Genomic DNA, 25,149 nt, shown 5'->3' with positions numbered 1-25,149 from the left:
ATAGCGGATCTGATCTCGATGGTGATGTTCGGTTGTCACACAGGTCCTTTCCCCATGGGGTCCGGCAGTTGTCGATTCCCGATTCTTCCGATGAAATCGCCGCGGGTGAAACGCTCGATCTCGCCTACGCTCGCGCCGATACTCGTCGGAATGAGCGTTGAGATCCGCACGCTGTCGACGCCGGATGAGGTGAGGTCGGCGCTGAGCGCCTTCTTCCGTTCGATGGTCGGACTCCCCGCCTGGGACGTCGACGCCACCGCCATCACCGAACCCGGCCGCTTCATCGGGGCCGTCGACGACGGCGTGGTCGTCGGCGGGGCCGACGCGTACACCAGTCGGCTCGTGGTCCCTGGCGGTGCGCACGTGCCACACGCCGCGGTCACCCACATCGGCGTGCTGCCGACCCACCGCCGTCAGGGGGTTCTGCGTCGGCTGATCGCCGCCCAGTTCGACGACTTCGCCCGTCGCGGGGAGATTGTCGCGACCCTCCGCGCCTCGGAGGCGGTCATCTACGAGCAGTTCGGTTACGGCGTCGCGTCGTCGGCGCGGTCGGTCCGCGTGGATCTCCGACGCGCCCGGTTGCGACCCACGCTGCCTGACCGCGGGCAGGTCCGTCTGGTGGACGGTGCGGTGACCACGGATCTCCTCTCCGAGATCGCCGACCGGGTCGACTCGACCGGCACCATCATCCGCCCGGACGGGTGGTGGGAGTTGCAACGCATCCGGCGAGCGAGTGACTCCGCCAGTGTGTATGTCGCGGTGCACAGTGCGAACGGCGTCGACGACGGGTACGTGGTGTATCGGCCGGAGGACCCGGAGCACTGGTTCGGCAGCAGGTCACGGACGGTAACCGTGTCGGACTTCGTCGCGGTCGACGACGACGCCCGTGCCGGACTGTGGCGCCACCTGCTCTCCCTCGATCTGGTGGATGTGGTCGCCGTCGATGCCGTGGCGCTCGACGATCCGATCGCCCTCGCTGTCGGCGACCGCCGCGCCGTCGACCTGGGCCCTGAGCACGACGAGACCTGGCTGCGACTCGTCGACGTGGAGGCGGCGCTCGCCGCGCGCACCTACGCCGAAGAGGACCCCGTCGTCGTCGCCGTCGACGATCCGCAGCTGCCCACCAACTCCGGTGTCTACGAGATCGGCCCGAAGTCGGTGCGCCGCGTGAGCGCCAACCCCGACGTGACCGTCGGTGTCGCGGCACTCGGCGCCACTTATCTGGGCGGCACCCGCTGGCGGAACCTGGCCGCGGTCGGGCAGGTCGTCGAGCACCGTGTCGACGCTGTCCGACGACTCGACGTGCTGTTCGGCGCGCACCGACTCCCGTTCTCCGGGATCGTGTTCTGACACGCCCCCGTCCAGACGCTGCGGTATGTGGCGCTGCACCACAACAACTCTCGACAGGAAGTGACGACCATGAGCGACATCGACGCGCCGATCGCGCCGGTCTACCTGCGGCCCGCGACAGCCACCGACGACGAGCTCGACGAGCGGTTCGCACCGATCTTCGCCCGGATCGCGGAGGGCAACACCGAACGTGAACGCAATCGAGAGTTCGCGCACGAGCAGGTGCAATGGCTGAAGGATGCCGGGTTGGGGCACATCCGGATACCGATTGCGCGTGGCGGACTCGGGGCGTCGCTGGAACAGACCTTCGCGGTGCTGGCAGCGTTGGCCGAGGCAGACGCCAACGTCGCACATGTCTGGCGCAACCATTTGGCATTCGTGGAAGACCGTCTCAACGCACCGCAGTCGGCGGCCAACGACCGGTGGATCGAGCGATTCCTCGCGGGGGAGTTCGTCGGCGGAGGATGGACCGAGGCCAACAACGGCACTTTGGCGGCGATGGCGACGACCATCCGGCCAGACGGCGACGACTACCGTGTCACCGGCGCGAAGTTCTATGCCACCGGTAGTCTCTTCGCCGACTGGCTCGATGTCATCGGTCGCACCGACGACGGCGGACTGCTGACGGCTCTCGTCCGCCGCGACGATCCGGGTGTCGATCTGATCGACGACTGGACCGGCTTCGGCCAACAGACGACGGCCAGTGGCAGCGCCAATTACGTCGACGTGCCCGCCGAGGAGGGCGACGTCTTTCCCGTCAGCGAGCGGTTCGTCTACCAGGGCCACTTCTATCAAGTGGCGATCCTCGCCGTCCTGACGGGGATCATCCGTGCCACGCTGCGGGACGGGATCGCGGCGCTGAAGGCCCGCGGACGGAACTACCCGCAGGGTCTCGATCCCGTGCCGGCGTCGGATCCACAACTGCTGCAGGTCATCGGAAGTGTCTCGGCGCACGCGTTCGCGGCGGAGGCCGCGTTGCGTCAGACGTCACGCGAGCTCGATCGGCTGGCCACAGCACATGCCGCCGGCGACGATGACGAACGGTCGTTCCGTGTCCGCAGCTCGCAGGTGGCCACCGATCAGGCGCAGCTCGTCATCATCGACGCCGCCCTCGCCGCGACGACCACCGTGTTCGACGCTCTCGGCGCTTCCGGGGTGTCGACAACGAAACTCCTCGACCGCCACTGGCGTAACGCTCGGACGCTGGCATCACACAACCCGCGCGTCTACAAAGCCCGCATCCTGGGCGACTGGTTTGTGAACGGCACCGACCCTGTCCCGAATCTCTTCGCGGCAGGCCGCGGTGGTCAGGGCAATTGACCATGGCTGCACCATTTCTCGCACTGGGGTTGACCGGTAGAACAGTGCTGCAACTCCTCGACGACCGGACCCTGGTCGCCGAGTGGGATGCGCTGCCGCTGGCCTTCACGATCCTCGGCGTCGATCGGTTCGACGGCCGCGTAGGACAGGCTCAGCCGACCATCGACAGCAGCGCCGCGGCTGCGGTTCTCGCCGCGCGGACGACCAACGCCCGCACCCTCGTGGCCGCCGCACCACGACGTGACCATCCGTACAACTTGGCGCGCCGCGTCGCCTCACTCGGCCACCTGTCGGCCGGCCGCACCGGTGCGGTGTTCGGTCTTCCTGATTCCGCCGTCGGAATCATCGACCCGTGGGTGGCCTCCGGCAGTCTCGCCGACAGATCCGCTGCAGCACACCACGTGGCGTCCGCTGCACGTGCTGTGCGGGCGCTGGAGCGCAGCTGGCCGTTGGAGTCCGTTGTCGGCGAACGAGACTCCGGGATCTTCGTCCGATCCGATCAGATCGATCACGTCGACATCGACGACGCCTACCGGATCGCCGGTCCGTTGACGGTGCCCGAACCGCCGCACGGTCCGTCGGTCCTCGCGTGGTACGGCGACCCTGCCGCGGACGGCGTGCCGGATGTCGCCGACGACGTCGATCTCGTGATCGGCTCGACCGGACAGCCGATCGTGGCCATCGGCCTCGGCGACGAGGTGCCGACGGACGCGACCGGTATCGTGCTGAGCCCCGCTGTCGACGGTGGCGACGTCGAAGTCGTCGACCTGCTCCACGCCGCGCGTCAGCTCCTGGTCGACGGTGTCGCCACGACCGACTCGACGTTGCCGTTGCGTGAGGCGCTGACCCTCGCAATCGCACCACGAGCGCCGCGCCGCCCGGCATTTCCTGTTCCGCAACCATATCCGTGGCTATGACACATCCCCTCGTGCCAGGTCAACGGCCGGCACCACGACACGCCTTTCAGGAGTACCCATGACCGATCGCCGCGACGGACACGTCATCCTCGGGATCAACGTGCTCGTCCTCGGGTATCTCCCCGCAGCGTGGCAGTCGCCCGAGCTGACGGCGCGATCCTTCGTCGATCCCGGCTACTGGCGACGGATCGGCGCGGCCGCTGAGCGTGGCACACTGGACGCCCTGTTCCTCGCCGACGTCCCGGCACTCGGCGACCCGGCCTATGACGCGAACCCGGCCCACCTGGAACCGACGGTCAACTGGGGCTTCGTGGCGGGGGCGACCGAGAACGTCGGGCTCGTCTCCACCGCGTCGACGACGTTCAACGATCCCGTCGAACTCGCCGAGCGTCTGCTGTCGCTAGACCACGCGTCCGGTGGCCGAGCAGCGTGGAACATCGTCACCACCCGCGGCACCGTGCCGGCCCGCAACTTCGGATTGCCCGACGTCCCGGTTCGCGACGACCGTTACGAGCGTGCGAGCGAGTTCGTCGATGTGGTGCGCGCACTGTGGGAGTCGGCAGCGACGGGAGAGGATGTCCACCATCGCGGTGACCACTTCTCGGTCGACACCCGCCTGCGGATTCCCCCCTCGCAACAGGGACACCCGGTGCTGTTCCAGGCGGGTGGTTCCGCCAAGGGTCGCGCGTTGGCGGGTCGCGTCGCCGAAGGTGTCTTCGCCGCGGAGCTGACCAAGGACAAGGCCATCGAGCACTACCGGCTCGTGAAGGGTCTCGCGCAGGACGCCGGCCGCTCGCCTGACGACGTCAAGATCCTGCCGGGGCTACTGCTCTCGCTGGGCAGTACGGAGGAGGAGGCGCGCCGCCGCAGCGATGAGCTGCACGACCGTGGCCCGGCGTCGTACTCCATCGGGTGGTTGTCGCAGGCCATCGGGTACGACGCGTCGAAACTGGAGCTCGACGAACCGTTCCCGGAAGAGGTTCTGGCCGCACCTGCTGATCTTCAGACCTTCGCTGGCAGCGTCGGGTTCCGTGAGTCGATCGTGGCGCAGATCAGGCGAACCAGTCCGACCGTACGTGAGTACCTCAAGCAGACGCGGTACACCGGGTCCGGGCATGCCGGATTCGTCGGCACACCAGAACAACTCGCTGACCACATCGAGGACTGGTTTCACTCCGGCGCGATCGACGGGTTCAATCTGCAGCCCGACGTGCTCGTCGACGGGCTCGATGTCATCGTCGACGAACTGGTCCCCATCCTGCGACGCCGCGGGTTGTACCGGCATGAGTACGAGACCCACACTCTCCGTGATCATCTGCGAGCGGCGTCGTCGACTCCGGTCGCCGCTCTCTGAGCGTCGTCGGAATTCGGACAGATAGAACCTTCCCGCGCGCAACGCGTTCGTCGGCAGCCGGGTCCGGCCATACTCGGGATTCCACACCATTCGAACACGATCCATGCGTCGGAAGCGTTGCACATCAACGTGTCCGGGCATCGATGGTTCCCGGAGAAAGCAGGGAGTCATGACCGCATCGGCGGAGACTTCACCATCACCATCAGGCTCAGACCGGGTGAACACCGCGGCTGCGGACGCCGGTGCGACGGAGACCGCGCGGACGTTGTCGGTCGGCGGCCGCGACATCATCTCGGCGGAGTCCACCGGATTGAAAGAGAACGCTCTCGGTTCGTGGGGCGTCTTCGCGCAAGGGCTCGCCGCCGCGGCGCCCAGCGTCGCGATCGCCGGGGTGCCGTTCGCGCTGTACACCGCGGCGGGCAAAGGCGCGGCGTGGGCGGCGATCGTCGGCCTCGTCATCGTCCTGCTGATCGCCCTCACCATCGGATTCCAGGCGCAGCGCACGGTGTCGAGCGGGTCGCTGGGCACCTACACCGGCAATGGGCTCGGTCCCGGGTTCGCGTTCGTCGCCGGTGTCAGCCTGCTGTTGGGGTACATCGGATTCGCCACGACCGGCGCTCTCGGCGGCGTGCTCTACGTCGATTCTTTCCTCTTCGAGATCGGGTTGGGCAGCGAGGCGACGTGGTTCAAACTGTTGCTCGTGGTGATCGTCGTCGGCGTGGCGGTGTATCTGCCGTTGCGCGGCGCGACGCTGGCCGCGAAGTACGAACTCGCCTTTGAAGTGCTGGCACTCATCTCCATCGCGGTCATCATCGTGGCGTCCTATGTGGCCTACGGTTTTCACATCGACGGTGAGCAGTGGAGTCTGTCCAACCTGGGCAACAGCTCTACGTTCGTGGCCGCGGTGACCGCCGTCGGGTCATATGCGGGCTTCGAGAGTGTCGCCTCGCTGGGTGCCGAGGCGCGCGACGCGCATCGCACCATCGCGCGTGCTCTGCTCCGAGTGGTGTTGATCATCGGCGTGCTCTACCTCCTGGCCACGTACCCGCAGGTGCTGCACTTCGACGGAATCGACGGCGACAAGGCAGTGCTGCCGCAGCTCGCCGACGAGACCGGTGTCTCCTGGATCAACTCGGTTGTCAGTGCGGCGGTTGCGATCGCGTTCATCGTCTTCGTCACCGCGGTGACGACGTCGGCGGCCCGATCCCTGTTCACCCTCGCCCACGAGGGTGCGTTGCCTGCGGCGCTCACACGTGTTCATCCGCGCTACCGCACCCCGTGGGTGGGCATTCTCGTGGTCGGCGCCGCCGCACTGGTGTTCGCTGTCGTGGCGACCTTCAGCTCGGCGGGTCGGCTCGTCTTCGACGTGTACGGCGCCTACGTCGCCAACTGGGGATTCCTGATCAGCTACCTGCTGGTGGTGATCGCGACTCCGATCTGGCTGTACCGCATCAACTTCTCGTCCGCGCAGTCGCGACTCTACGTCGCGGCACCGACAAATTGGCTCGCCGATGTGCGTCGCGGGGTGCCATCCTTTGTCGATGACGATGTTCGATTCTTCCCGCAGGGAGCGCGTGTTGACGGCGGCCTGGATGCCGCGGCGTGGGATCGAGGTATCGATGTCCGACGTGCCGGAGACCTGGTCGGACGCACTGGATCGGCTGGGTCGCGACCTGCATGTGCGGCAGTACAGCGGGTACATCGAACGCATCGACTGGGTGGGGGAGTACGACGATGACAGCGGGGTGGTCGTGCTCCTCAGCGATGTCACGATCGCCTGGCGCGAGGGGTCGGGCTTCGGTGTGACCGGTGGATGCCCGCGCGTCGACGATGACGTGGAGACAATACTGCTCTGCATCGCCGACCTCGTTCAGGACCAGGTCGCGCGGGCGCACGTGGCCTGGCCGTGGGCCGACGACGGTGGGTTCATGAGCGTTGCCCTCGTCGATGGTGTCGCCATGTGGGTCAAGGGGGACGTCCGCACACGCGTCGGCGATCTCCGCGAGGCGCCTGCGCTCGATTCCGACTACCCGATGACCAGCGACTATCCGTTCCGGGTCGTGGCCAGTTGGACCCGACGGTGGGGCACCGGCCTGTGGCTGGGTCCGTCCGAGTTGCCGTCGAACTGGTCGTCCGCGGTGGCTGCAGTCGAGCACGATCTCCGGTGTTGGGTGCGTAAGAAGCCGTTGCCCGACGTCGCCGATCACACGTGGGAAGTACTGATCACCGAGTTCGGCGGTGTGAAAGTGCAGCTACGGCGGCACGGCCTGCGGGGCTGGAGCGGTGACCTCATGACCGTGAACCCCGAGAGCGTCGACCTGTCGACCGCGCGTGCGACGGCCCATCTCGCTGACGAGGTGCAGGGAGACCTCACCGGCAACGCCTGGATCGACTGGCCGTCGGCAGGCTGGGACATCCTCGTCCCGACGGTCGTCGACGGGATCGCGATGTGGGTGAAGAACCGTGACAACCGGCCGATCGCGCGCATCGGCCGGTTGTGTGAGGACTGCACCGAGCCGTGGTGAGGTTCTCTCTCCCGAAATGCATCTGGTGTCTGATGAGCGGAGATAAGGTCCGCCATGGACCATTACGTTGCGTGAAGGACCGATCCCTGGTCCGCGACATGTCCCGCGGCTTCCGTGCTCGGTTCGCAGCATGGCGCCGTCGCGTGTTCGGTCGTGAGACGAGCACGTACTCGTCGATCGCCCCCCCGCAATCCCGATGGCACGCGCGGACCGACCTTTCCGTTCGATTCGAGCGGTGGTGGCACCGGTCCCGGGTAGGACGCCGCGTCCGCTGCTTCGCTCATCAGCCGACGCAGTCCGCCCCATCCGCGCCTCACATTCACCGGGCACCAAGACGGACTCGGAGGTCGACGGGACGTGGATCTCCTACGGGTGACAGAATGGGACGAACGACGCGAAGATACGCGCGTATCGCGGTGGGCTACTGTCGGTAGATTTCGACGTGGGCACCTGTCACGACGCCGACATTCAGCGACGGCGCGCCCCAACTGGAGCTGCAGTTCCCCGACGCCCGTCCGGTCGGGACAAACCATCGACTGGACTGCGAGTAGGGCCCGACGGCGTAGAGCGGGAATCGATTGGGAATCCCGTGTAAGCCCCAACACTCGACGACCAGTACGTACTCCCTGCCCGCGGGAGCACCAGTATCGTGACATGTCGCGGAGGCGCCCAGGGGATCCCAGCGGACGTGGCACTTGTCGGTACCTGCGTAAGAGTTGCCGGCACCGGCCAACAAGCCAGCCACGACCACCGCGACAACGCATGCAGTGACCCGCATTCTGGAAACTACCGCACCTGACATAACGACCCCTGTTTGGTGACCTCTATCGTGCTCGTCGTCTCGACCACCCGAGACGTTACGCCACACACCGGTGGCGCTCAGCGTGGTGATGGCGTCTCCCGTGGTCCGTCGATCGCTCGACGCGGCCGTCCACGCCCCCGCCGTAAGATTCGGTAGCAGAACCATGAGGTGGTTGAGGAAGTCGGGTGTGGCGATGGCAAAGAAGTTGATCGTCTGTTGTGACGGCACGTGGAATGTGTTCGGACAGAAGAACCCGACGAACGTGGTCAAGCTGTACGAGGCGATCGCCGACGTCGACGACGAGGGAGTCGAGCAGAGGAAGTTCTACATCGCCGGGGTGGGGACGGGTCATTGGGAGAAGATTCGGGGTGGTGCGCTCGGGCTGGGCTTGTCCAAGAACGTGAAGACGGGATATGCCGAACTGGTCGCCTCCTACGAACCGGGTGACGAGATCTTCCTGTTCGGTTTCAGCCGGGGCGCCTACACCGCGCGTAGCCTGGGCGGGTTCATCGGTAACGCCGGAATTGTGAAGCGCGAGAACCAGGCCCGGATCGACGAGGCCTTCGAGTTGTACCGCGACCGCGCCGACGAGAAGAAGCCTGACGGCGATCTCGCCAGAGAGTTCCGTCGGAAGTACTCTCACGATGACGTGACCATCCGCCTCATCGGCGTCTGGGACACCGTCGGGTCACTCGGCATCCCGTTCGGCAAAACCCCGGTGATCAAGTGGATCAACAGGCGATGGTCGTTTCACAACACCAAGCTCGGCCCGGCCGTCACAGCGGCCTACCAGGCTCTGGCCATCGACGAGAAGCGAGGACCGTTCGAGCCGACGCTGTGGCAGACCAATCCAGATGCGAAAGATCAGGTCGTGGAGCAGGTGTGGTTCCCCGGAGTCCACTGCAACGTCGGCGGCGGATACGCGAACACGCCGATCAGCGACATCCCGCTCGTGTGGATGATGACGAAGGCCGCGGATCACGGCCTCTGGTTTCGAAACGGGGCGCCCGGTGGAGGTTCCCCAACGGGATCGTCGACTTCACCTCTGATTGCCCTGAATCCGTTCGAGTTCCTCCTGCAGGCCACCAACGCTTATGCGGCGCTGGAGGAATCGCGGAAGGGGTTCTATCGCGTGCTCAAGCCGCTGAACCGTCCGATCGGCGAGACCGACGTCCCGTCGGAGTATGTCGCCTCGTGTGCGGTGCGACGTGCCGGAAAGGACAAGACGTACGTGCCGCCCCGGTTGCTCGCTTACCTGGACGACGACGGTCAGCAACTCGACGTCGACTTCCGGCCGGTCGATTAAGCGGCAGAGAACCCCGAAGAATGTTCGACGGCCCGGAATCCGCCCCCCCGAAAGCGCCCGGCGGTCCGGCAAACCGCCCCCGAAAAGCGCCCGCCATGAGTGTGTGGATGCCGAGGGTCAGCGTTGACCTGGGACAACGCCAAACCGCTGGGCGCATTTCCGGGTGGAGTCGGCTGCACGGGCGCTTTTCGAGGGCGTAATTCCGGGACGGCCCCGGCGGCCCGGGCCCGCCCGACCCGCGCTCCGACGTCCCATTCCTACGCCGTCGGGCTCTTCCGCTTGTAGAGCACACCCGCTGCGCCGATGGTCGCGGCGGCCAGGGCCAGCACGCCCACGCGCTCCTGCTCGAGACGATGGCCGATGAGTCCGTCCACCGAGTACCGGCCGGGTCCGGTCAGCGCCAGGGCCGCCGACGCCACGCCCAGTACGGCCGGGAACTCCAGCCCGCCGTTCTGCGAGAAGAAGCCGTTGGGTCGGTGGACGTCGGCTGCGGCGAGCATGGCCGCAGCACCGGCCGCCGAGGCGAGACGGGTGCCTGCACCCAGCGCGACCAGTCCGCCTGCGGCTTCGCTGACGCCGGCCGTGACCGCCGACAGCTTGGCGGGACGGAAGCCCATCTTCTCCATGCCGGCAGCGGTGCCGTCGATACCCGGGCCGTTGAACCAGCCCGCGAGCTTCTGAGTACCGTGCGCGAACAACGTGGCGCCGACCGCAGTGCGCAGCGTCAGCAGTCCCACGTCGAGCGCCTTCGTCCGCTTGGAGTTGTCATCAGACATCGCGTCGTCCTTCCTCATTCTCAGCAGGTCTAAACAGAACCCTAGTCCGCTTGATTGAACACGCGCACGGCGGCCCATTCCCGCACTCCTCGGACACGGCGGGGGTATCGCGACACAAACGTCGAGGCCACGGGCGGGGTAGCGCGCGTCGCATACCGTTTCGCCGGAATTGCGAACCGACGGAAGCGACGAAACACATGAGTTGGACGATTCTGAAGAGTCCGGCCGCCCAGATCGGTGTGGCGGCGGTCGCCGGGGTGATCTTCGGTCTCGCCGTCGGCGAGTGGACAGCCAATCTCCAGTTCATCGGCGACATGTTCATCCGATGGATCCAGATGTCGATCGTCCCGCTGGCGATGGCGTCGGTGATCGTTGCCACCGGATCGGAGACCGGGTGGATCGCGTTCCGGACCTTCAAGTGGATGATCGGATTCTCGGTCATTGCAGCACTTCTCGCGTACGGACTGAGCGCCCTCATCGAGCCCGGGTTGGGCATGGTGTTCACTGGCCAACTCGACTCGGAGCTCGAGTCAGAAGCCGATGCGGCGCTCGGTTGGCAGGTCACCCTGCTGGAGTTCGTGTCCAAGAACGTCTTCGAGGCCATGGCGAGCGCGACGATGGTGCCGATCATCATCTTCTCCCTACTGTTCGGTATCGCCCTGCGACAGCACATCACCAGACCGGGAACGACAGCGTGTTGTCGTTCGTGGATCAGATCCAGCAGATCGTCCTGACGATGATCCCTCTGGTCATGTACATGGGACCGATCGGCGTCTTCTGCCTGCTCAGTTCGCTGGCCAGTGACGTCGGGTTCGGCGTCGTCACCACTGCGTTGAAGTATCTCGGCACCACGCTGATCGGTGTTTCTCGTCCTGTTCGTCGTGGTGCGACCGTCCGCACGCGACTCAGCCCGTGGAAACTGCCGTCGAAGCTCGCCGAACAGACAGCGATCGCCGTCACCGCCACGAGCTCCGCGGTCACCTTTCCGACTGCGCTGAAGAACACGGTGGAGAAGGTAGGTGGGCGTCAGAAGATCGCCAACTTCACCCTGTCGGTGGGTCTCACATTGGGTTCGTACGGCGCTGTTCTCAACTGCATGATCGTGGTGATGTTCCTGGCACAGGCCGGCGACGTGCAATTGAATGTCGGCGCCATTGTGCTCGGCATGTGTCTGGCGATCCTGGTGAACATGGGCACAATCACCGTGCCGGGTGCGTTCCCTGTGGTGGCGATGTTCCTCGCGAATGCCGAAGACGAGGTCGACCGCGAGGTGTACAACGGCCACAAGGCCGTCACCGCTGACACCATCGACATCGAGGAGTACGGCGGCACCTTCGCCCGGGCATGATGCGGCAGACTGAAACTCTGCAACCCTGATCATCGATCCTGTCGAGCGGGGGCTGAGGCGGCGAAGGGAGTCCCGATGTCCGAGACCTCGGCCAGGCGCAGAGTGTCCGTCGTGATGTACGAGGGCTTCGAACTCCTCGACGTCTTCGGACCCGTCGAGATCCTGGGTGTGCTGGATCAGCATTTCGAAGTCACGATGGTCGCCGCCGAGGCCGGGTTGATCGCGAGTTCTCAGGGAACACGAGTCGAGGCGCCCGAGGGTTTCGCCTCCGATGCGGACGTGGACATCGTGATGGTCCCCGGTGGGATCGGATGGCTCAGGATGGTCGACGACGCCGGATTCCTCGAGCAGTTGCGCACCTACGTCGTCGACGCGAACCTGGTGACGTCGGTGTGCACCGGTTCGGCGATCCTCGCCGCCGCCGGACTCCTCGACGGTTATCGAGCGACGTCGAACAAGAGGTCATTCGACCGCGTGACCCGGTACGGCAAATCGGTGAGCTGGGAGCGTCGTGCCCGATGGGTGCAGGATCGTGACCGTTGGACGTCGTCGGGCGTTGCTGCGGGCATCGACATGACAGCGGCCTTGATCGCCGACCTCGTCGGTGCCGAACTCGCACAGCACGCCGCTGAAGTCATCGAGTTCGAACCGCAGACCGATCCGGACCATGACGTGTTCGCCAATCGCTAGCGTAGGCGGTCTACCGACGTCTCGACCGAGAAGCACGGTGATATGGGAGAGGCGAGAACGTGAATGATCACGTCAGCCAACGTCTGCGGGCACTCGAGTCGAGGTGCAACAACGCAGGACGCTGGGATTTCGACGATGAGCGCGGCACCCTGAATCTCATCACCGCGACGGTACGACGACGAGCGGCGCGTCTGATCCGGGAGGGTGTGTCGGTACTCTCGCGTCCGAGATGAGTCTGCCTCTGACACAGCGGAGTGACCTTCTGGTGGAGCACACGATCGACTCGGAACCGGCGGTTGCCGATGCAGTCGTCGACCAGATCACGCTCGACATCCACGGATGGGGCACCCATCTCGACGCGTTGGGGCACTGTCATCTCCGTGGGATGGCGTACAACGGTCGCCGAGACGACACCGTTCTCGGTCCAGAAGGTCTGAGGCGTCTTTGGGTCGCAGCGACGAGAGGCGGGATCTTCACGTGCGGAGTCCTGCTCGACATCGCGCAGTTGCGTGGTGTCGAGTGGCTCGATCCCACCGAGTTCGTCACCGCAGACGATCTCGATCGTGCGGAGCAAGCAGCGGGACTCACCGTCGAGTCGGGAGACGCGCTGATCGTGCACGTCGGACTCGATGCGCGCCTGTCCGCGCACCCGGACGCTGCACCCCGATGTCGGGCAGGGCTCGACACGTCAGCAGTGCTGTGGCTGCGGGAACGGGATGCCGCGATCTTCGGCGGCGATTGCATCGAACGACTCCCGAGCGGGGACCCCGACCTCGACCTGCCCTTGCATCGACTCGGTCTGGCGCGCATCGGACTCACATTCCTGGAGTGGCTCGCGTTGGACAGGCTGGTGCAGGTCGTCGACCGGTTCGGCCGCAGCGAGTTTCTGCTGACGGCGGCGCCGCTGGTGATCGCGTCGGTGTGCAGGGTCGCCGCTCAATCCGTCCGCCACGTTCTGACCGCGCGCCCCTGCGCGTTATCGTTTTGTTATATGGGTGTCGGCGCAGCGTCGAATCGCTCGTGCGGCTGGTTCGTCGGCGCTTGTTCGACCTACGGTTCATGAAATACGTCCGATAAGGGGGAACGGCTTTATGACACTCCTGCCGTGACTGGGCAGCATCTGAAGCCGGCCCAACGCCGCGCGGTTTGAATTACCGTGTGATCGGGTATGCGCGCATGCCCTAAGTGGATTGCGTCGGGGTGTCATGAAAACACTGTGAGAAGGGCTGTCGAATGAGTGCGTCAGAAGCTGTGCAATGGGTAGTGGCCGAGCGGTCGACGACGACCACCGCGGTCGGGTGGATCGGTTACATCATCATCGGGGGTATCGCGGGCTGGTTGGCCAGCAAGGTCATGGGAACTGATGCCCAGATGGGTGTGGTCCTCAATGTGGTGGTCGGGGTCGTCGGCGCATTCCTTGGTGGATTTCTCCTCAGCTTCGCCTTCGACACCGCCAGTGGCGGATGGTGGTTCACGTTCTTCACCGCGCTCCTGGGTTCGGTGATCCTGTTGTTCCTGGTCAAACTGGTCACCGGACGACGCTGATCGCGCAGCGGGGCAACGACGCGAGTGGGCTGATGACGTGGTCGTCAGCCCACTCGCCGTCTATGAACCCCCCTCATGAATAATGATGCGAGACAAGCCGTATCACGGTTTTCCGGGGGTTCGTCACGTCTGACGCCAATATTCGGGGATCGACAGAGTCGCGGCGCGTGATCGACGATAATGGCGATATGAAAGATCGGTCGTCATGGCATAGCGAGCGTCAGGAAATGGTCGCCTTCGCGGTGCGTTGGGCGCCGTTCGGTGGAGGTGGCGCCGAGGAGATCTGGGTACGTTTCGGGATTTCCGAGCGCGTCTACTTTCTCCGCCTGCGGCTTGTGCTCCAGGGGTCGGTGCCGCAGGGTCTCGACGAGATGATGTGGACCCGACTGCGGCGCGTCTGCGATCAGCGATTGGCGGACCCGACGATCCGGGTGCTCCACCGCCGAGGCAAGTCCCTGCATAGTGTGGCGATCATCGCGGGTGAGGGGAGATGGTCGGACAGCGGAAACGTCGCAGCACACAGGTGTCAACACCTCGTGGAATCACGTCTCAGTAACTGCATCCGGCTCTGCATGCGGAACGCATCCGGTCGTCCGCTCGCCGCGGCCAAGAATCGATGCAGGGTATGCGATGAGTGAAAGGTGACGCGGACGTCGATGTCGACCAGGATGTCGATGAGATTGATGAAGCGTTGTTGGGCCTCGGCATCGATGCCGTTGAACATCGGAATGTCCACGATCACCCAATGACCGTAGGTTCGCGCCTACTCCAGGTACTCGATGGTCGACAACGGTGCATCGCAGACCTGCGCGAAGGTGACCCATAGCTCGCCGGGACGTGCTGCGAGGACAGGAAAGTGGCGGTCCCGAACGGCGAGGGAGGTATCGTCGTAGCGCTTGGGCACCGTGACGGGGGCGGTCGTCCATTCGCCGGCGGCGAAGCCATTGACCCGTCCGCCTCCGGCTGTGCGGTAGTCGATTGATCCAGTCAGATGGACGGTCGACATGTGGGCGTTGATCAGGGCAACACCCGGCTCGAATATGTGGTGCCAGATGGGGTTTGGTAACAAGTCATCCGGCGCATAGTTCGAGGTGGCCACCACGACGATCCGTCGCGCGAAGACCCGTTCGAGCAGCCGGGTCAGCAGCCGCGCGTCACCGGAGTCATGGACGTGCAGCTCATCGAAGAAGAGTAAGTGGCAGTCGCGGATGACCTCGTCGAGTGCCTTCTGAACGGCTCGATCCTGGTCGCGGTGGTGGTGAATGTGGCGATGAAGCTCGTCGAAGAAGCTGTGAAAATGCATGCGTGTCTTGCGATCTGTGGGAACTGCGTCAAAGTACGCGTTGGCGAGCCACGATTTCCCTCGTCCGGCTGGCCCATGAACGAAGAGACCATTCGGTGTCGGCGTGCGTGTGGGCGACCAGTGGGACAGGTGTGGATCGAGATCGGCCAGTCGACCGGCGAGTTGCCGTTGTCCGGGGTCCAGCGACATGCCGTCGCGAGTCGCTGCCGCCTCGATCGCCGAGAGAATTGCCTGCCGCCGAGAGGACACAGCATGATCGTGCCACGCCGCAACTGTGAGATCTCGGTGCTGATCCCGCGACGTACCGCGACGTACCATCACGGCCGCCTACGAGAAGCCGCGATCGAGGCCACGGTCGCCGAGGTGGAACGGGTCGGCGCGGCCGGCGTGAGCATGCGACAGGTCGCGCGGCGTGCAGGCGTCACGCACGCTGCACTGCTTATCAGTTCGGGGACAAGGCCGGCCTGTTCACTGCTGTCGCCACGGAGGGCTTCCGTCTGGCGGTCCAAGCCATCACGCCGGCAGCGCGGGGAACCGACGGCTTCGTCGATGGCGGTGCCGCTTATGTGATGTTCGCGGTGACGCACCCAGGTCATTTCGAGGTGATGGTCGACTCGATGGTGACCCCTCGGCTGTCGCCGAGCATGTTGCCACAGGGGTCGTGGAGTTGGGCAGGATGTCGGCACGCAGCCTCGGGCAGGATCGGTGACGAGGTCCGACAACGACGTCAGGGTCCGGATTCGGGTTCATCGGTGCGGCGCTGTTGTTCGCGCGCAGCTTGGCGCTGTTTTTCGGCACGATCACGCAATTGCTGAAGGAACTCGCGATCTGCCTCGGGGTCGGCCGGGATGAACCGGCCGGGGCGGTCATATTCGGGGTACGCCGATGCCGCGCCGGATGCGGGTTGCCGACGTTCCTCGCCGGTGGGGCGACCGAACGCGAGCCACAGCAGCGCGCCGATCAACGGGAGGACGACGACCAGTAGCACCCACGCGATCTTCGGCATCCCCCGGATGAGGGCGTCGTCGGTGTTGATGATGTCGATCAAGGTGATGACCAGGATCACCAGATACAGCAGGCCCAGGTATGGCATGTCGATTGATCTCCCACGTCGGCGCCCGCGTTACGTGCGGGCTCGGCAAACCGTAGCGCGTGCACGCTGACAATGCTCGTGCATCATCGAGAATTCGATCGATCGACGGGCAGCTCGGGCCATGTCATCCCGCGGGGCAGGAGGTGCCGATCGACGGTTGGAGCGTCCGCGGGGTGTCGCCACGCCGGTACGGACATCTGCGGTCCGAGTCACTCGGTCGGACGATTGTGATTAGCGAGGGTAACGATCGCCGAGAGTCCCCGCGATAGTCCTTATGTGACAGCGAAGGTCACCGCAGAGACTCCGCGACGACTGCTGCTGCCACGTGTGCGGACTCAGATGCCCACGGCGACATCTGAGTCCGCGAGACCTCTGCACAGTGCGTAGGCACGACTCGTGAAAGGGTGACACATAGATGAGAAATCCACGACCGGTCGCCACACTCTCTGCCGCAGCGTTGGTTGCCTTCGGTGGCGGCGTGGCGAGCACCACGGCATCAGGTGAGGCGGGCGCTGCGCCGGCGAGCACGCCGCTGTGCTCGATCACCTATCCGGACCCGATGCATCCCATGCGTGCCGAATACAGCATGGTCAGTGTCGAGTCGGCCGGCGCCGGTGCCACGACGTTTGCCTTCCATACAGTCTCGAAGGCGTTGGTCCCTTACAAGCAGCAGGCTTCTGTCACGTGGGCCAACCTCGATACCGGACGCACGGGTGGTGGCTGGGACAGCAACACCGTCGCCGAGATCGACCGTGGCCGCACCACCATCACCCTGCCCACCCAGCAGGTCGGATCGGGTCGAATCACTGTCGTTGCCGCAGTGAGTAATACGGCCGCCAACGGATGGACCTCCAACCTCGACTGCACGGCCGAGTACACGGCTGAGTAGATCGAGGGCTGGTGGAGATGGGAGAGTTCACCACTGGTCGAAAGTGGTGTTGATGTAGGGGTTTCCGCTGTCGATGGTATGGCTGATCGGGTACTGGGATGCTTGGGGACCCCACACCCACTGAAAGGCGTTGACTCCAGCGAAATCATTGACCACGTAGCGCACGTCGGGTCCGGAGTCGCCCATACGATACTGCACTGCGGCACTGAGCTGTCCGGGCGTGGTCCCGATGGCGACGACAGTTTCGCTGGCTCCGGGTGCGAGGAACGGCTGTGGCGCGTTCATCCAACTGCCACTGCTGCTGGTGAGGTCATTGAGCATGAACTCATCGGTGCCGGAGTGATTGGTGATGGTCATCGCGATGGACGGTGTTCCCATCGGCATGGTGCCTGCATGGGCAGATCCGGCGCCGACGATGGCCGCGGCAGCGACACCCACGCCGGCGACGCCGGTGAGCAGGGCCAGAACGGTGCGGTGGCCGATTGTGCTGGTGTTCATGACGATCTCCCTCGGGATTCGGGATTCGGGAGTCGGGAGTCGGGCCTCGTGTCCGACCTCTCACCCATCACGGTGCTCGCATGTGCGGTTAACCGGAACTCCCCGGATGGGGGATCAGCCAGGTGACCATCGTGTCCACCGATCGGGGGACGGGTTCCCGCGCACTACCGCCGCGACGTGCCGATGCGCTCCAGCGGTCGCCGTCCAACCCTCCGAGTCGTCATCTTTCGACTCCGATGGAGACGGATCGCGGACTTCTGCGGCGAGGCGACGATCCGGTCGACCGTGCGCGGCGTCGGTGAAACAGGCTGCGGTGCATCACTGATCGACCGTCGGCGCCGATACTGCTCCCACAGTTCGTCGACTTCGTGTGCACGGTTGACCCGCGGCGACGGTGGTGGTCCGCTGGCCGGGTTGATCGTCCATCCGGCCCGGCCGGTATCGGGGCCCTCCCGGATGATGCGGGTGCTCCACTGGCCCGGTTCGGGTCCGACCATCCTGTTGTGGGGTGGGCAGGCCGGTGCGGTTTCGTCGATGTTGGTGCGCCCTCCCTTGGCCCAATCCTTCTCGGCGTGATGGATTTCCACGTGAGTGCTCGGTTGAGTGCATCCCGGTGCAGAGCATCCGCCGCCGCCGGGTTGCGCGAAGTGCATGAGGCGTTGTGCCTGGTTGGCAAGGCGTTTGGCGGTTCCGAGGTAGAGGGCCTGTGCCGAGTGATCCTTGAACACCGCGAGATGCCAGTGCGCCTCGGCGGCGATCTCGAGCACATCGGTGATCGGCAGGTGGGTACCGGTCGCGGTCATACCGAGGCCGGCACGATCGTGCAGATCGGACTCGCTGATCTTGACGATCAGATGCGGCGGTAGGCCGCGGTGGCTTTTGCCGAGCACGCCGCCGTCGAGCACCGCCTTGAGCAAGGCCTTCAACGCGTCATGATTGCGCTGACTCTGCGTCCGGTTATCCCTGCCCGCAGCTTCTTTCAGCCTTTCCACGTCGGCGGTGTCCTCGGCGCCCTTCGGCGACTCGTCGTCGTCCGGGTTGTTCATGCCGGGCGCGCCCCACACGGCGAGCAGCACCTCGAGCATCGCTCGGGCAGTGGGGTCGAGCGTGCCGGTCACGGTGCTCATGGACTGGGCGTCCTGCTCACCCGTGGTCAGGCCGCGACGACGTTTGCGGTCGACGTCGGCGGTCAACGAACCGTCGGGATCGACGCGTGCGAGCAGGTGGGTACCGACCTGTGTGATCTGCTTCGGCGACAGCTGCCGCGCGAAGTCGGCCATGAACTTCTCTGCCGTCTGCTTGACGTCTGCCGGCACGGCCTGTGGGATCTTGTTGAGGATCTCGAGAACGGCGTTCACGTGGGCGGGGGCGCAATCGCCCTGTGCGACAGCCTCGGCCAGGTTCGGGCAGCGAGGTTCGAGGATTTCGCCCGAGAACGAGCGGAGCGCCGCGATCATGCGCATGTGGTGCACACGTCGGTTGGCATCCGGGATACGCAGGCGGTCTGCCATCAGGTCTCGCACAGTGCGGTAGCCGAGTTCGCCGACCATGCCCCGATCGGACACCTCGGCGACCCGCTGGTGGCCGATGCTACTCATCCGGCGGTAGGCACGTTCATGCTCTTCGGCCACGGCGAGGACGGCGAGATCTGAGGCGGGTGTGCTGTCGACCTGCTGGATCTGATCGAGCAGGTCATGCAGCTGGCGGTACAACGACTCCACCTCGGAGACGGGAACCTCGGTAACCGGAACATCGGTCGACATGTCGCTGCACCCCCCGGATCTGCGAGTCGAACGTATATTCGAGAGTAGGCCCGTTGTGCGAAGTTCGCAAGGTCAATTGTTTCGCGTCGACGACCCATGCCTGAGGCCGAGATCGTCTGGGAGCCCTTCGTCGAGCATTGTGCGGCAACGTGTTCGCGGAGCGGGTAACGCTCATGTCAGCGGTCAGCCGACCGTCTTGAGATCAAGCTGAACGCAAAGCTGCCATTCGGCGACCACCGCCCGGATGATGTGACGCCGAGGCAAGAGTATTCCGGCGCAGGCGTTCTGGCATCTGCATGGGATTGCTCCCACCGACCCTTCATCATCCGAAAGTGACCGATGTCTGATCTCCGAAGTTCGATCGAGCAGTCCGATTCCGCACAACGCCGGCGCTGGCCATGGATCACCGGTGCGATCGCGGTGATCGTCGCCGTGGTCATCGGTGTGGTGGTGACCAGCGGAGGTTCCGACGACACGAGCACCGGCACTGATGGCACACCCGTCCGGGGCGGAACCCTGAACTTCGCGTTGATCGACTATCAGCGCAGCCCGGACCCGCAGTGGGGGACCAATTATGCCGAATCCCTGATCGCCGGGAACGTCACTGACAAGCTGCTCTGGCAGGACCCCAAGTCCGGCGAGGTGACGCCGTGGCTGGCGGAATCGTGGAGTCACAATCCCCAGCTGACGGAGTTCACGTTCAGGCTGCGCAAGGGGGTGACGTTCAGCGACGGGGTCCCGTTCGACGCCGAGGCCGTCAAGCTGAACTTCGACCAGTACATCAACGGCGATCCGGCACTGGGTATCACGCCCAACGGTGCGACCCTCTTCCCCGGTTACGTCGGTACCGACGTGGTCGATGCCCAGACCGTTCGACTGCGTTTCGAGCGTCCGTTGGCCAGCGCACTGCAGGCCGTGTCGTTCACCGCCAACGCCGGTCCGGGCTTCCTGTCGCCGAACACGCTGCGACTCTCGGCCGAGCAGCGATCGGCCGACGCCACCAAGGTGGTCGGCACGGGACCGTTCGTCTACGAGAGCTGGACGCCGCAGGTGGAGACGGTGCTGGTGCGTCGTGCCGGCTACAACTGGGCTCCGCCGGCGCTCGAACACAAGGGTGAGTCCTACCTTGACAAGATCGTGTTCCGGTCCATCCCGGAGTCCAGCGTTCGCACTGGCTCGCTGACGTCTGGTGCCATCGATGCCACCCTTGACGTCGGCACCACCGACGAGAAGGCCTTGGCAGCCCAGGGTTACCCGATCATCTACCGTCCGGTGTCGGGAACGTCGATCTTCTTCAACTTCAACTCGCAGCTTTTCCCGACAAACGACATCGCCGTCCGTAAGGCGATCCAATTGGGCTGGAACCGGCAGTCGTTGGAGAAGACCGTGCTCACCCCGTCGTACTCGGTTGCGACCTCGGTGCTGCAACCGTCCGTGCCGGGATACGTCGACTACAGCTCGTCCGTCACACGTTACGACGCGCAAGCGGCGCAGAAGATCCTCGACGACGCCGGCTGGCGCCCCGGTCCGGGGGGTATCCGGGTCAAGGACGGAAAGCGGCTGACCGTGAAGCTCTTGGGCATCAACAATCTGGTGGTCAACACCCCGGCCTACGAGTCGATCCAGCAGGACCTGAAGAAGATCGGCGTGGATCTGCAATTGACGGTGGTCCCGATTCCGGACTACACCGCCCAGCAGGCCAAGGCCAAGACCGACTGGAACATCGTCGCGGCCAATCGTTCCCGAAACGATCCCGCCGTGCTCAACCTGCAGTACGGCCCCGAACTGGGCAACGGCTCCTATGTCGGACCGGAGTCTCCGGGCATCGATCCTGCCGAGGTGACCAGGGTGCTCGGCCAGATCGAGACGACCCTTGATCCGGTGCAGCGCGCCCAGTATGCCAAGGCCGCACAGGATCTGCTGCTCCGCAAGTACGCCCTCGTCAACCCGGTGTACAACCCGTCGCAGGTGATTGCTCACTCCCCGAACGTCCATGGCATCATCTTCGACGCACAGTCCCGCAACACGTTCGTCGATGCCTGGAAGGGCAACGGTGACGACAATCGTGCGGGAAGCTGACCGTGGGTAGGTATGTCGCGGAGAAGGTCGGCCGGGCGGTCTTCGTCGCCTGGGCCGCCTTCACCGTCACCTTCATCCTTTTGTTCGTCCTACCCGCCGACCCCGTCGACCTGCTGTTCGACCCGGCGACCATCAATACCGTCCCGCCGGAGGTCAAGGAGCAGGTTCGCGACAACTACGGCTTCAATCAACCCGTTGTGGGGCAATACCTGTCGCGGTTGTGGCACGCTCTGCAGGGCGACTTCGGCAACTCGGTCCAGTCCGGCAAGTCGGTGACGGCCTCGATCGCCGAGGTGGTGCCGCACACTCTCGTGCTGGCCCTGGGCGCCCTGCTGCTCGCGATCGTCCTCGCCTTCGTCATCGCGGTCGTCGCGACGTCGACACGCCACCAGTGGCTTCGGGGCCTCGTCGAGGCGTTGCCCACGGCTGCGGTGTCGGTGCCGGTGTTCCTGTCAGGAATCCTGTTGCTGCAGATCTTCGCATTCCGGCTCGGTTGGTTTCCGGCGTTCGGCGACGACGGCTGGCGCAGCCTCGTTCTGCCGCTCGTTGCGCTCGCGATCCCTGTCGCCGGTCCGATAGCCCAGTTGCTGGTCCGTAGTTTCGGCACCGAACTGCACGCGGGTTACGTGACCACGAGCCGAGCCAAAGGCGCAGGGCGCTCCCATATCCTGTCGCGGGAGGTCTTCCGCAACGCCGGGCTGCCGGCGCTGACGATCGCGGGCGTGACCTTCGGAAATCTGATCGCCGGGTCGGTCATCACCGAGACGGTGTTCGCGCGCACGGGTGTCGGCAGGCTGACCCAGTCGGCGATCAGCACCCTCGATGTACCCCTGGTCCAGGGGTTGGTGGTCTTCGTGGCGGTCGCGTTCGCCGTGATCAATCTGACCGTGGATCTCGTGTATCCCGTTCTCGATCCGCGGCTTCGCGCAGCAGTCGCGACGACCGGGCAGGCGTGATCCGATGACATCGATCGAGATCGGGACCGTGCCGCGGTCACATTCGGGCCGAGACGTCGCGGACGAGTTCCGGCGCAGGGCGGTCGAGCTGGCCCGAACCCCGGTACTCGCCCTCGCCTGGGTCGTCGTCCTCATCGCGCTCGGCTGGGCCCTGGTTCCCGGATTGTTCACCCATTTCAGCCCCTACGACGGAAATCCCGACGCCAGCTTCCTGGCGCCGAGCGCAGACCACTGGTTCGGCACCGACCGGCTCGGACGGGATCTCTACGCGCGCAGCGTGTACGGTGCGCGGACGACCATCGCGGCCACATTGCTGGCGGTGGCGATCGCGTTCGGCGTGGGAACGGCCCTGGGCCTCATCGCGGGGTTCCGTCGTGGTTGGGTTGACACCGTCGTGATGCGACTCGCCGACGTGTCACTGGCGATCCCGAGCCTGCTGCTCGCCATGGTGATGGTGTCGGTCCTCGGGTACTCGACGTACAACATCGCACTGGCGGTGGGTATCTCGTCCATCGCGGCGTTCGCCCGCGTGATGCGCGCCGAGGTTCTGACCGTGTCGTCGCGGGACTATGTCCGCGCCGCCGAGGGATTGGGGGTGGGCCGGGTGGCCATCGTGATCCGCCACGTCGTCCCCAATTCGATGAACTCGGTTCTCGCGCTTGCCGCTCTGGAGATCGGCACGGCTATCCTCGCCGTCGCCGGCCTGGGCTTCCTCGGCTACGGTGCGCCACCGCCGGAGCCCGAATGGGGTCTGTTGGTTGCCGAAGGACGCGACTACATCTCACAGTATCCGTGGGTCTCGATCATGCCCGGCATCGCGCTCGCGATCGTGGTCATCGCCACGCACCGGATCAGCGTCTCGTTCAGAAAGGCACAGAGCTGATGACACAGACACAGGCCGCCGCCACGAGCGCCGTCGACGACCAGATCCTGCCGGATGAGCTCGTCGCCGACGAGCCGTTGCTCACGATCAGCGATCTCGCGATCGACTACAAGACCGGCCGCACGTGGGTGTCCGCGGTGCGTGGGGTCGATCTGACCGTCGGACCGGGTGAATTCGTCTCCCTGGTGGGTGAATCCGGCTCGGGCAAGACGTCCGTCGTCCTGGGGGCCCTCGGACAGTTGCCCGCCAACGCACGCGTGACCCGCGGACGCCTCGCGTACTCCGACGTCGACGTCACCGGATGGAGCGACCGTCGTATGACGCTGGTCCGCGGTAATTACGTCGGCTTCATCCCGCAGGATCCCAACACATCGCTGAATCCGGTGAAGAAGATCGGACAGCAGGTCGCCGATGCGGTGCGATTCAACGAGCCTAAGGGGACCTACAGCGGGACGGCACGTCTGCATCAGGCGCGGTGGCGGGAGTCGGCGCTGGTGAGCCTGCGCACCGCAGGACTGGTCGACGCCGAGCGGGTGTTCGACGCCTACCCGCACGAACTGAGCGGAGGGATGAAACAACGCGCTCTCATCGCGATCGCACTGGCAGGCAAGCCGAAGATCATCGTCGCAGACGAACCGACCAGCGCACTTGATGTCACGGTGCAGAAGACGATCCTCGACCACTTGGTGACCCTCGGACACGAACTCGGGATCGGCGTCCTGTTCGTCACCCATGATCTCGGGGTGGCACTCGAGAGGTCCGACCGCATCCTGGTCATGCGTGACGGACTCATCGTCGAGACCGGGACGCCCGCAGCCGTCGCCGATCACGCCGCCGACGACTACACCCGTCGGCTGCTCGCTGCAGCACCCGGTCGGCACTCCGGGCGGCTGCGGCCGTCACGACCTGTCGCCACGATCGACGGCGATCCCTCCACGGCGGTGCTGGTGGCGGAAAATCTGACAAAGTCGTACCGCCGCACCACCGGCCGGTCCGGAGGTGTCTTGCGCGCACTCGACGGTGTCGGGCTCACCGTCAAGCGAGGCACCACCCACGCCATCGTCGGCGAATCGGGAGCCGGCAAGTCGACACTGGCCGGGATCATCGCGGGGTTTCTCCAGCCGGACACAGGGACGGTCCGTGTCGGCGACGTCGACATCACCTCCGCCGACCGGCGCCGTCGGCGCGAACTACGCCGCGACCTCCAATTCGTCTTCCAGAATCCCTACACCTCCCTCGACCCACGATTCACCGTGGAGCGGCTGATCGCAGAACCCCTGGCGGCCTTCGGCGTCGGAGACGGCAAGCGTGCGCGCAGCCAGCGTGTCCTCGAGTTGCTCGACGCCGTCTCACTCGATCGTTCCTTCGCCCGACGACGACCGCGCGAACTCTCCGGAGGTCAGCGACAGCGGGTGGCCATCGCGCGGGCACTCGCCCTCAACCCTGATGTCGTGATCCTCGACGAAGCCGTCAGCGCACTGGATGTCTCGGTGCAGGCGCAGATCCTGCAACTCCTCGTGGATCTGCAGGCCGAATTGGGCCTGAGCTACGTGTTCGTCACACACGACCTCGGCGTCGTCCGACTGATCGGCGATCACGTCACGGTGATGAAGGACGGTGCCGTCGTCGAGTCGGGGGCTGTCGACGCCGTTTTCGACAACCCCACGCAGCCATACACCCGTCAGCTGCTGGCGGCGATCCCCGGCGCCGACTCGCACTGACGGCGACCCGGCGGCGAGCGGTCGTCAGACA

Annotated in this window: 19 protein-coding genes and 2 pseudogenes; 16 read left to right on the top strand and 5 right to left on the bottom strand. The window is 65.2% G+C overall.

All coding sequences use genetic code 11. The features are described from left to right. The first annotated feature begins 150 nt into the window (after positions 1-150). From QSJ19_RS05690 to QSJ19_RS05660, 7 genes are all read left to right on the top strand, one after another. Positions 151-1,350 carry a GNAT family N-acetyltransferase gene (locus QSJ19_RS05690; protein WP_286318923.1) on the top strand — a complete coding sequence of 400 codons (1,200 nt, stop codon included), beginning with the start codon at positions 151-153 and terminating at the stop codon, positions 1,348-1,350. Positions 1,351-1,419: 69 nt separating this feature from the next. Next, positions 1,420-2,670, top strand: a complete 1,251-nt coding sequence (locus tag QSJ19_RS05685; RefSeq protein WP_286318921.1) for an acyl-CoA dehydrogenase family protein — start codon at positions 1,420-1,422, stop codon at positions 2,668-2,670. A 2-nt stretch (positions 2,671-2,672) separates the two neighbouring features. Beyond that, a complete protein-coding gene (locus QSJ19_RS05680) occupies positions 2,673-3,587 on the top strand; it encodes an LLM class oxidoreductase (protein ID WP_286318920.1) in 915 nt (304 codons plus the stop codon). Positions 3,588-3,645: 58 nt separating this feature from the next. After that, on the top strand, positions 3,646-4,941 hold the full coding sequence (locus tag QSJ19_RS05675) for an NtaA/DmoA family FMN-dependent monooxygenase (RefSeq protein WP_286318919.1): 1,296 nt from the start codon (positions 3,646-3,648) through the stop codon (positions 4,939-4,941). 169 nt (positions 4,942-5,110) lie between these two features. Beyond that, the gene (locus tag QSJ19_RS05670; RefSeq protein ID WP_353507119.1) at positions 5,111-6,679 is read left to right on the top strand and encodes an APC family permease; all 1,569 of its coding nucleotides are present in this window, start codon (positions 5,111-5,113) and stop codon (positions 6,677-6,679) included. Next, complete coding sequence (locus tag QSJ19_RS05665) at positions 6,561-7,466, top strand: hypothetical protein (RefSeq protein ID WP_286318918.1); 906 nt, start codon at positions 6,561-6,563, stop codon at positions 7,464-7,466. Before QSJ19_RS05670 ends, QSJ19_RS05665 begins: the two co-directional genes overlap by 119 nt. 995 nt (positions 7,467-8,461) lie before the next feature. Then, on the top strand, positions 8,462-9,574 hold the full coding sequence (locus tag QSJ19_RS05660) for a T6SS phospholipase effector Tle1-like catalytic domain-containing protein (protein WP_286318917.1): 1,113 nt from the start codon (positions 8,462-8,464) through the stop codon (positions 9,572-9,574). Positions 9,575-9,831: 257 nt separating this feature from the next. On the opposite strand, the gene QSJ19_RS05655 is transcribed toward QSJ19_RS05660, so the two are convergent. Next, entirely contained in the window at positions 9,832-10,350 is a 519-nt protein-coding gene (locus QSJ19_RS05655; protein WP_286318916.1) for a DoxX family protein, read from the bottom strand. A gap of 197 nt (positions 10,351-10,547) precedes the next feature. Here QSJ19_RS05655 and QSJ19_RS05650 point away from each other — a divergent pair. The 4 genes and pseudogenes from QSJ19_RS05650 to QSJ19_RS05635 all read left to right on the top strand — a co-directional run bounded on the left by QSJ19_RS05650 (position 10,548) and on the right by QSJ19_RS05635 (position 13,933). Then, a pseudogene (locus tag QSJ19_RS05650) lies at positions 10,548-11,698 on the top strand (dicarboxylate/amino acid:cation symporter). A 75-nt stretch (positions 11,699-11,773) separates the two neighbouring features. Further along, positions 11,774-12,388, top strand: a complete 615-nt coding sequence (locus tag QSJ19_RS05645) for a DJ-1/PfpI family protein (RefSeq protein ID WP_286318914.1) — start codon at positions 11,774-11,776, stop codon at positions 12,386-12,388. A gap of 265 nt (positions 12,389-12,653) precedes the next feature. Next, a complete protein-coding gene (locus QSJ19_RS05640) occupies positions 12,654-13,451 on the top strand; it encodes a cyclase family protein (RefSeq protein WP_286318913.1) in 798 nt (265 codons plus the stop codon). A 170-nt stretch (positions 13,452-13,621) separates the two neighbouring features. Then, positions 13,622-13,933 carry a GlsB/YeaQ/YmgE family stress response membrane protein gene (locus tag QSJ19_RS05635; RefSeq protein ID WP_286318912.1) on the top strand — a complete coding sequence of 104 codons (312 nt, stop codon included), beginning with the start codon at positions 13,622-13,624 and terminating at the stop codon, positions 13,931-13,933. Between the two features lie 526 nt (positions 13,934-14,459). Here the strand turns inward: QSJ19_RS05635 and zapE are convergent. Both zapE and QSJ19_RS05620 read right to left on the bottom strand, forming a co-directional pair. After that, positions 14,460-15,554: pseudogene (gene zapE / locus QSJ19_RS05625) on the bottom strand (cell division protein ZapE). A gap of 409 nt (positions 15,555-15,963) precedes the next feature. After that, positions 15,964-16,329 (bottom strand): PLDc N-terminal domain-containing protein, encoded by a 366-nt coding sequence (locus QSJ19_RS05620; RefSeq protein WP_286318907.1) that lies wholly within the window; start codon positions 16,327-16,329, stop codon positions 15,964-15,966. Between the two features lie 415 nt (positions 16,330-16,744). Here QSJ19_RS05620 and QSJ19_RS05615 point away from each other — a divergent pair, with 415 nt between their 5' ends. Continuing rightward, the gene (locus tag QSJ19_RS05615; RefSeq protein ID WP_286318905.1) at positions 16,745-17,218 is read left to right on the top strand and encodes a hypothetical protein; all 474 of its coding nucleotides are present in this window, start codon (positions 16,745-16,747) and stop codon (positions 17,216-17,218) included. Positions 17,219-17,245: 27 nt separating this feature from the next. Here QSJ19_RS05615 and QSJ19_RS05610 read toward each other — a convergent pair whose 3' ends face one another. Both QSJ19_RS05610 and QSJ19_RS05605 read right to left on the bottom strand, forming a co-directional pair. After that, positions 17,246-17,716, bottom strand: a complete 471-nt coding sequence (locus QSJ19_RS05610; protein WP_286318903.1) for a hypothetical protein — start codon at positions 17,714-17,716, stop codon at positions 17,246-17,248. Between the two features lie 164 nt (positions 17,717-17,880). Beyond that, positions 17,881-19,479 (bottom strand): HNH endonuclease signature motif containing protein, encoded by a 1,599-nt coding sequence (locus QSJ19_RS05605; RefSeq protein WP_286318901.1) that lies wholly within the window; start codon positions 19,477-19,479, stop codon positions 17,881-17,883. 339 nt (positions 19,480-19,818) lie between these two features. Here QSJ19_RS05605 and QSJ19_RS05600 point away from each other — a divergent pair, with 339 nt between their 5' ends. Genes QSJ19_RS05600 through QSJ19_RS05585 form a run of 4 tightly spaced genes read left to right on the top strand, consistent with a single transcriptional unit; the run spans position 19,819 to position 25,118 of the window. Further along, on the top strand, positions 19,819-21,558 hold the full coding sequence (locus QSJ19_RS05600; protein WP_286318900.1) for an ABC transporter substrate-binding protein: 1,740 nt from the start codon (positions 19,819-19,821) through the stop codon (positions 21,556-21,558). Between the two features lie 2 nt (positions 21,559-21,560). Next, positions 21,561-22,514 (top strand): ABC transporter permease, encoded by a 954-nt coding sequence (locus QSJ19_RS05595; protein WP_286318898.1) that lies wholly within the window; start codon positions 21,561-21,563, stop codon positions 22,512-22,514. Between the two features lie 4 nt (positions 22,515-22,518). Continuing rightward, complete coding sequence (locus QSJ19_RS05590) at positions 22,519-23,397, top strand: ABC transporter permease (RefSeq protein WP_286318896.1); 879 nt, start codon at positions 22,519-22,521, stop codon at positions 23,395-23,397. Then, positions 23,397-25,118, top strand: a complete 1,722-nt coding sequence (locus QSJ19_RS05585; RefSeq protein ID WP_286318894.1) for a dipeptide ABC transporter ATP-binding protein — start codon at positions 23,397-23,399, stop codon at positions 25,116-25,118. Before QSJ19_RS05590 ends, QSJ19_RS05585 begins: the two co-directional genes overlap by 1 nt. Positions 25,119-25,149: the final 31 nt, after the last annotated feature.

It is taken from the genome of Gordonia sp. ABSL11-1 (assembly GCF_030315685.1).
Lineage (GTDB): Bacteria > Actinomycetota > Actinomycetes > Mycobacteriales > Mycobacteriaceae > Gordonia.
The sequence above is the reverse complement of the archived record's forward strand: the minus strand, read 5'-3'. Positions and strand labels throughout refer to the sequence as shown.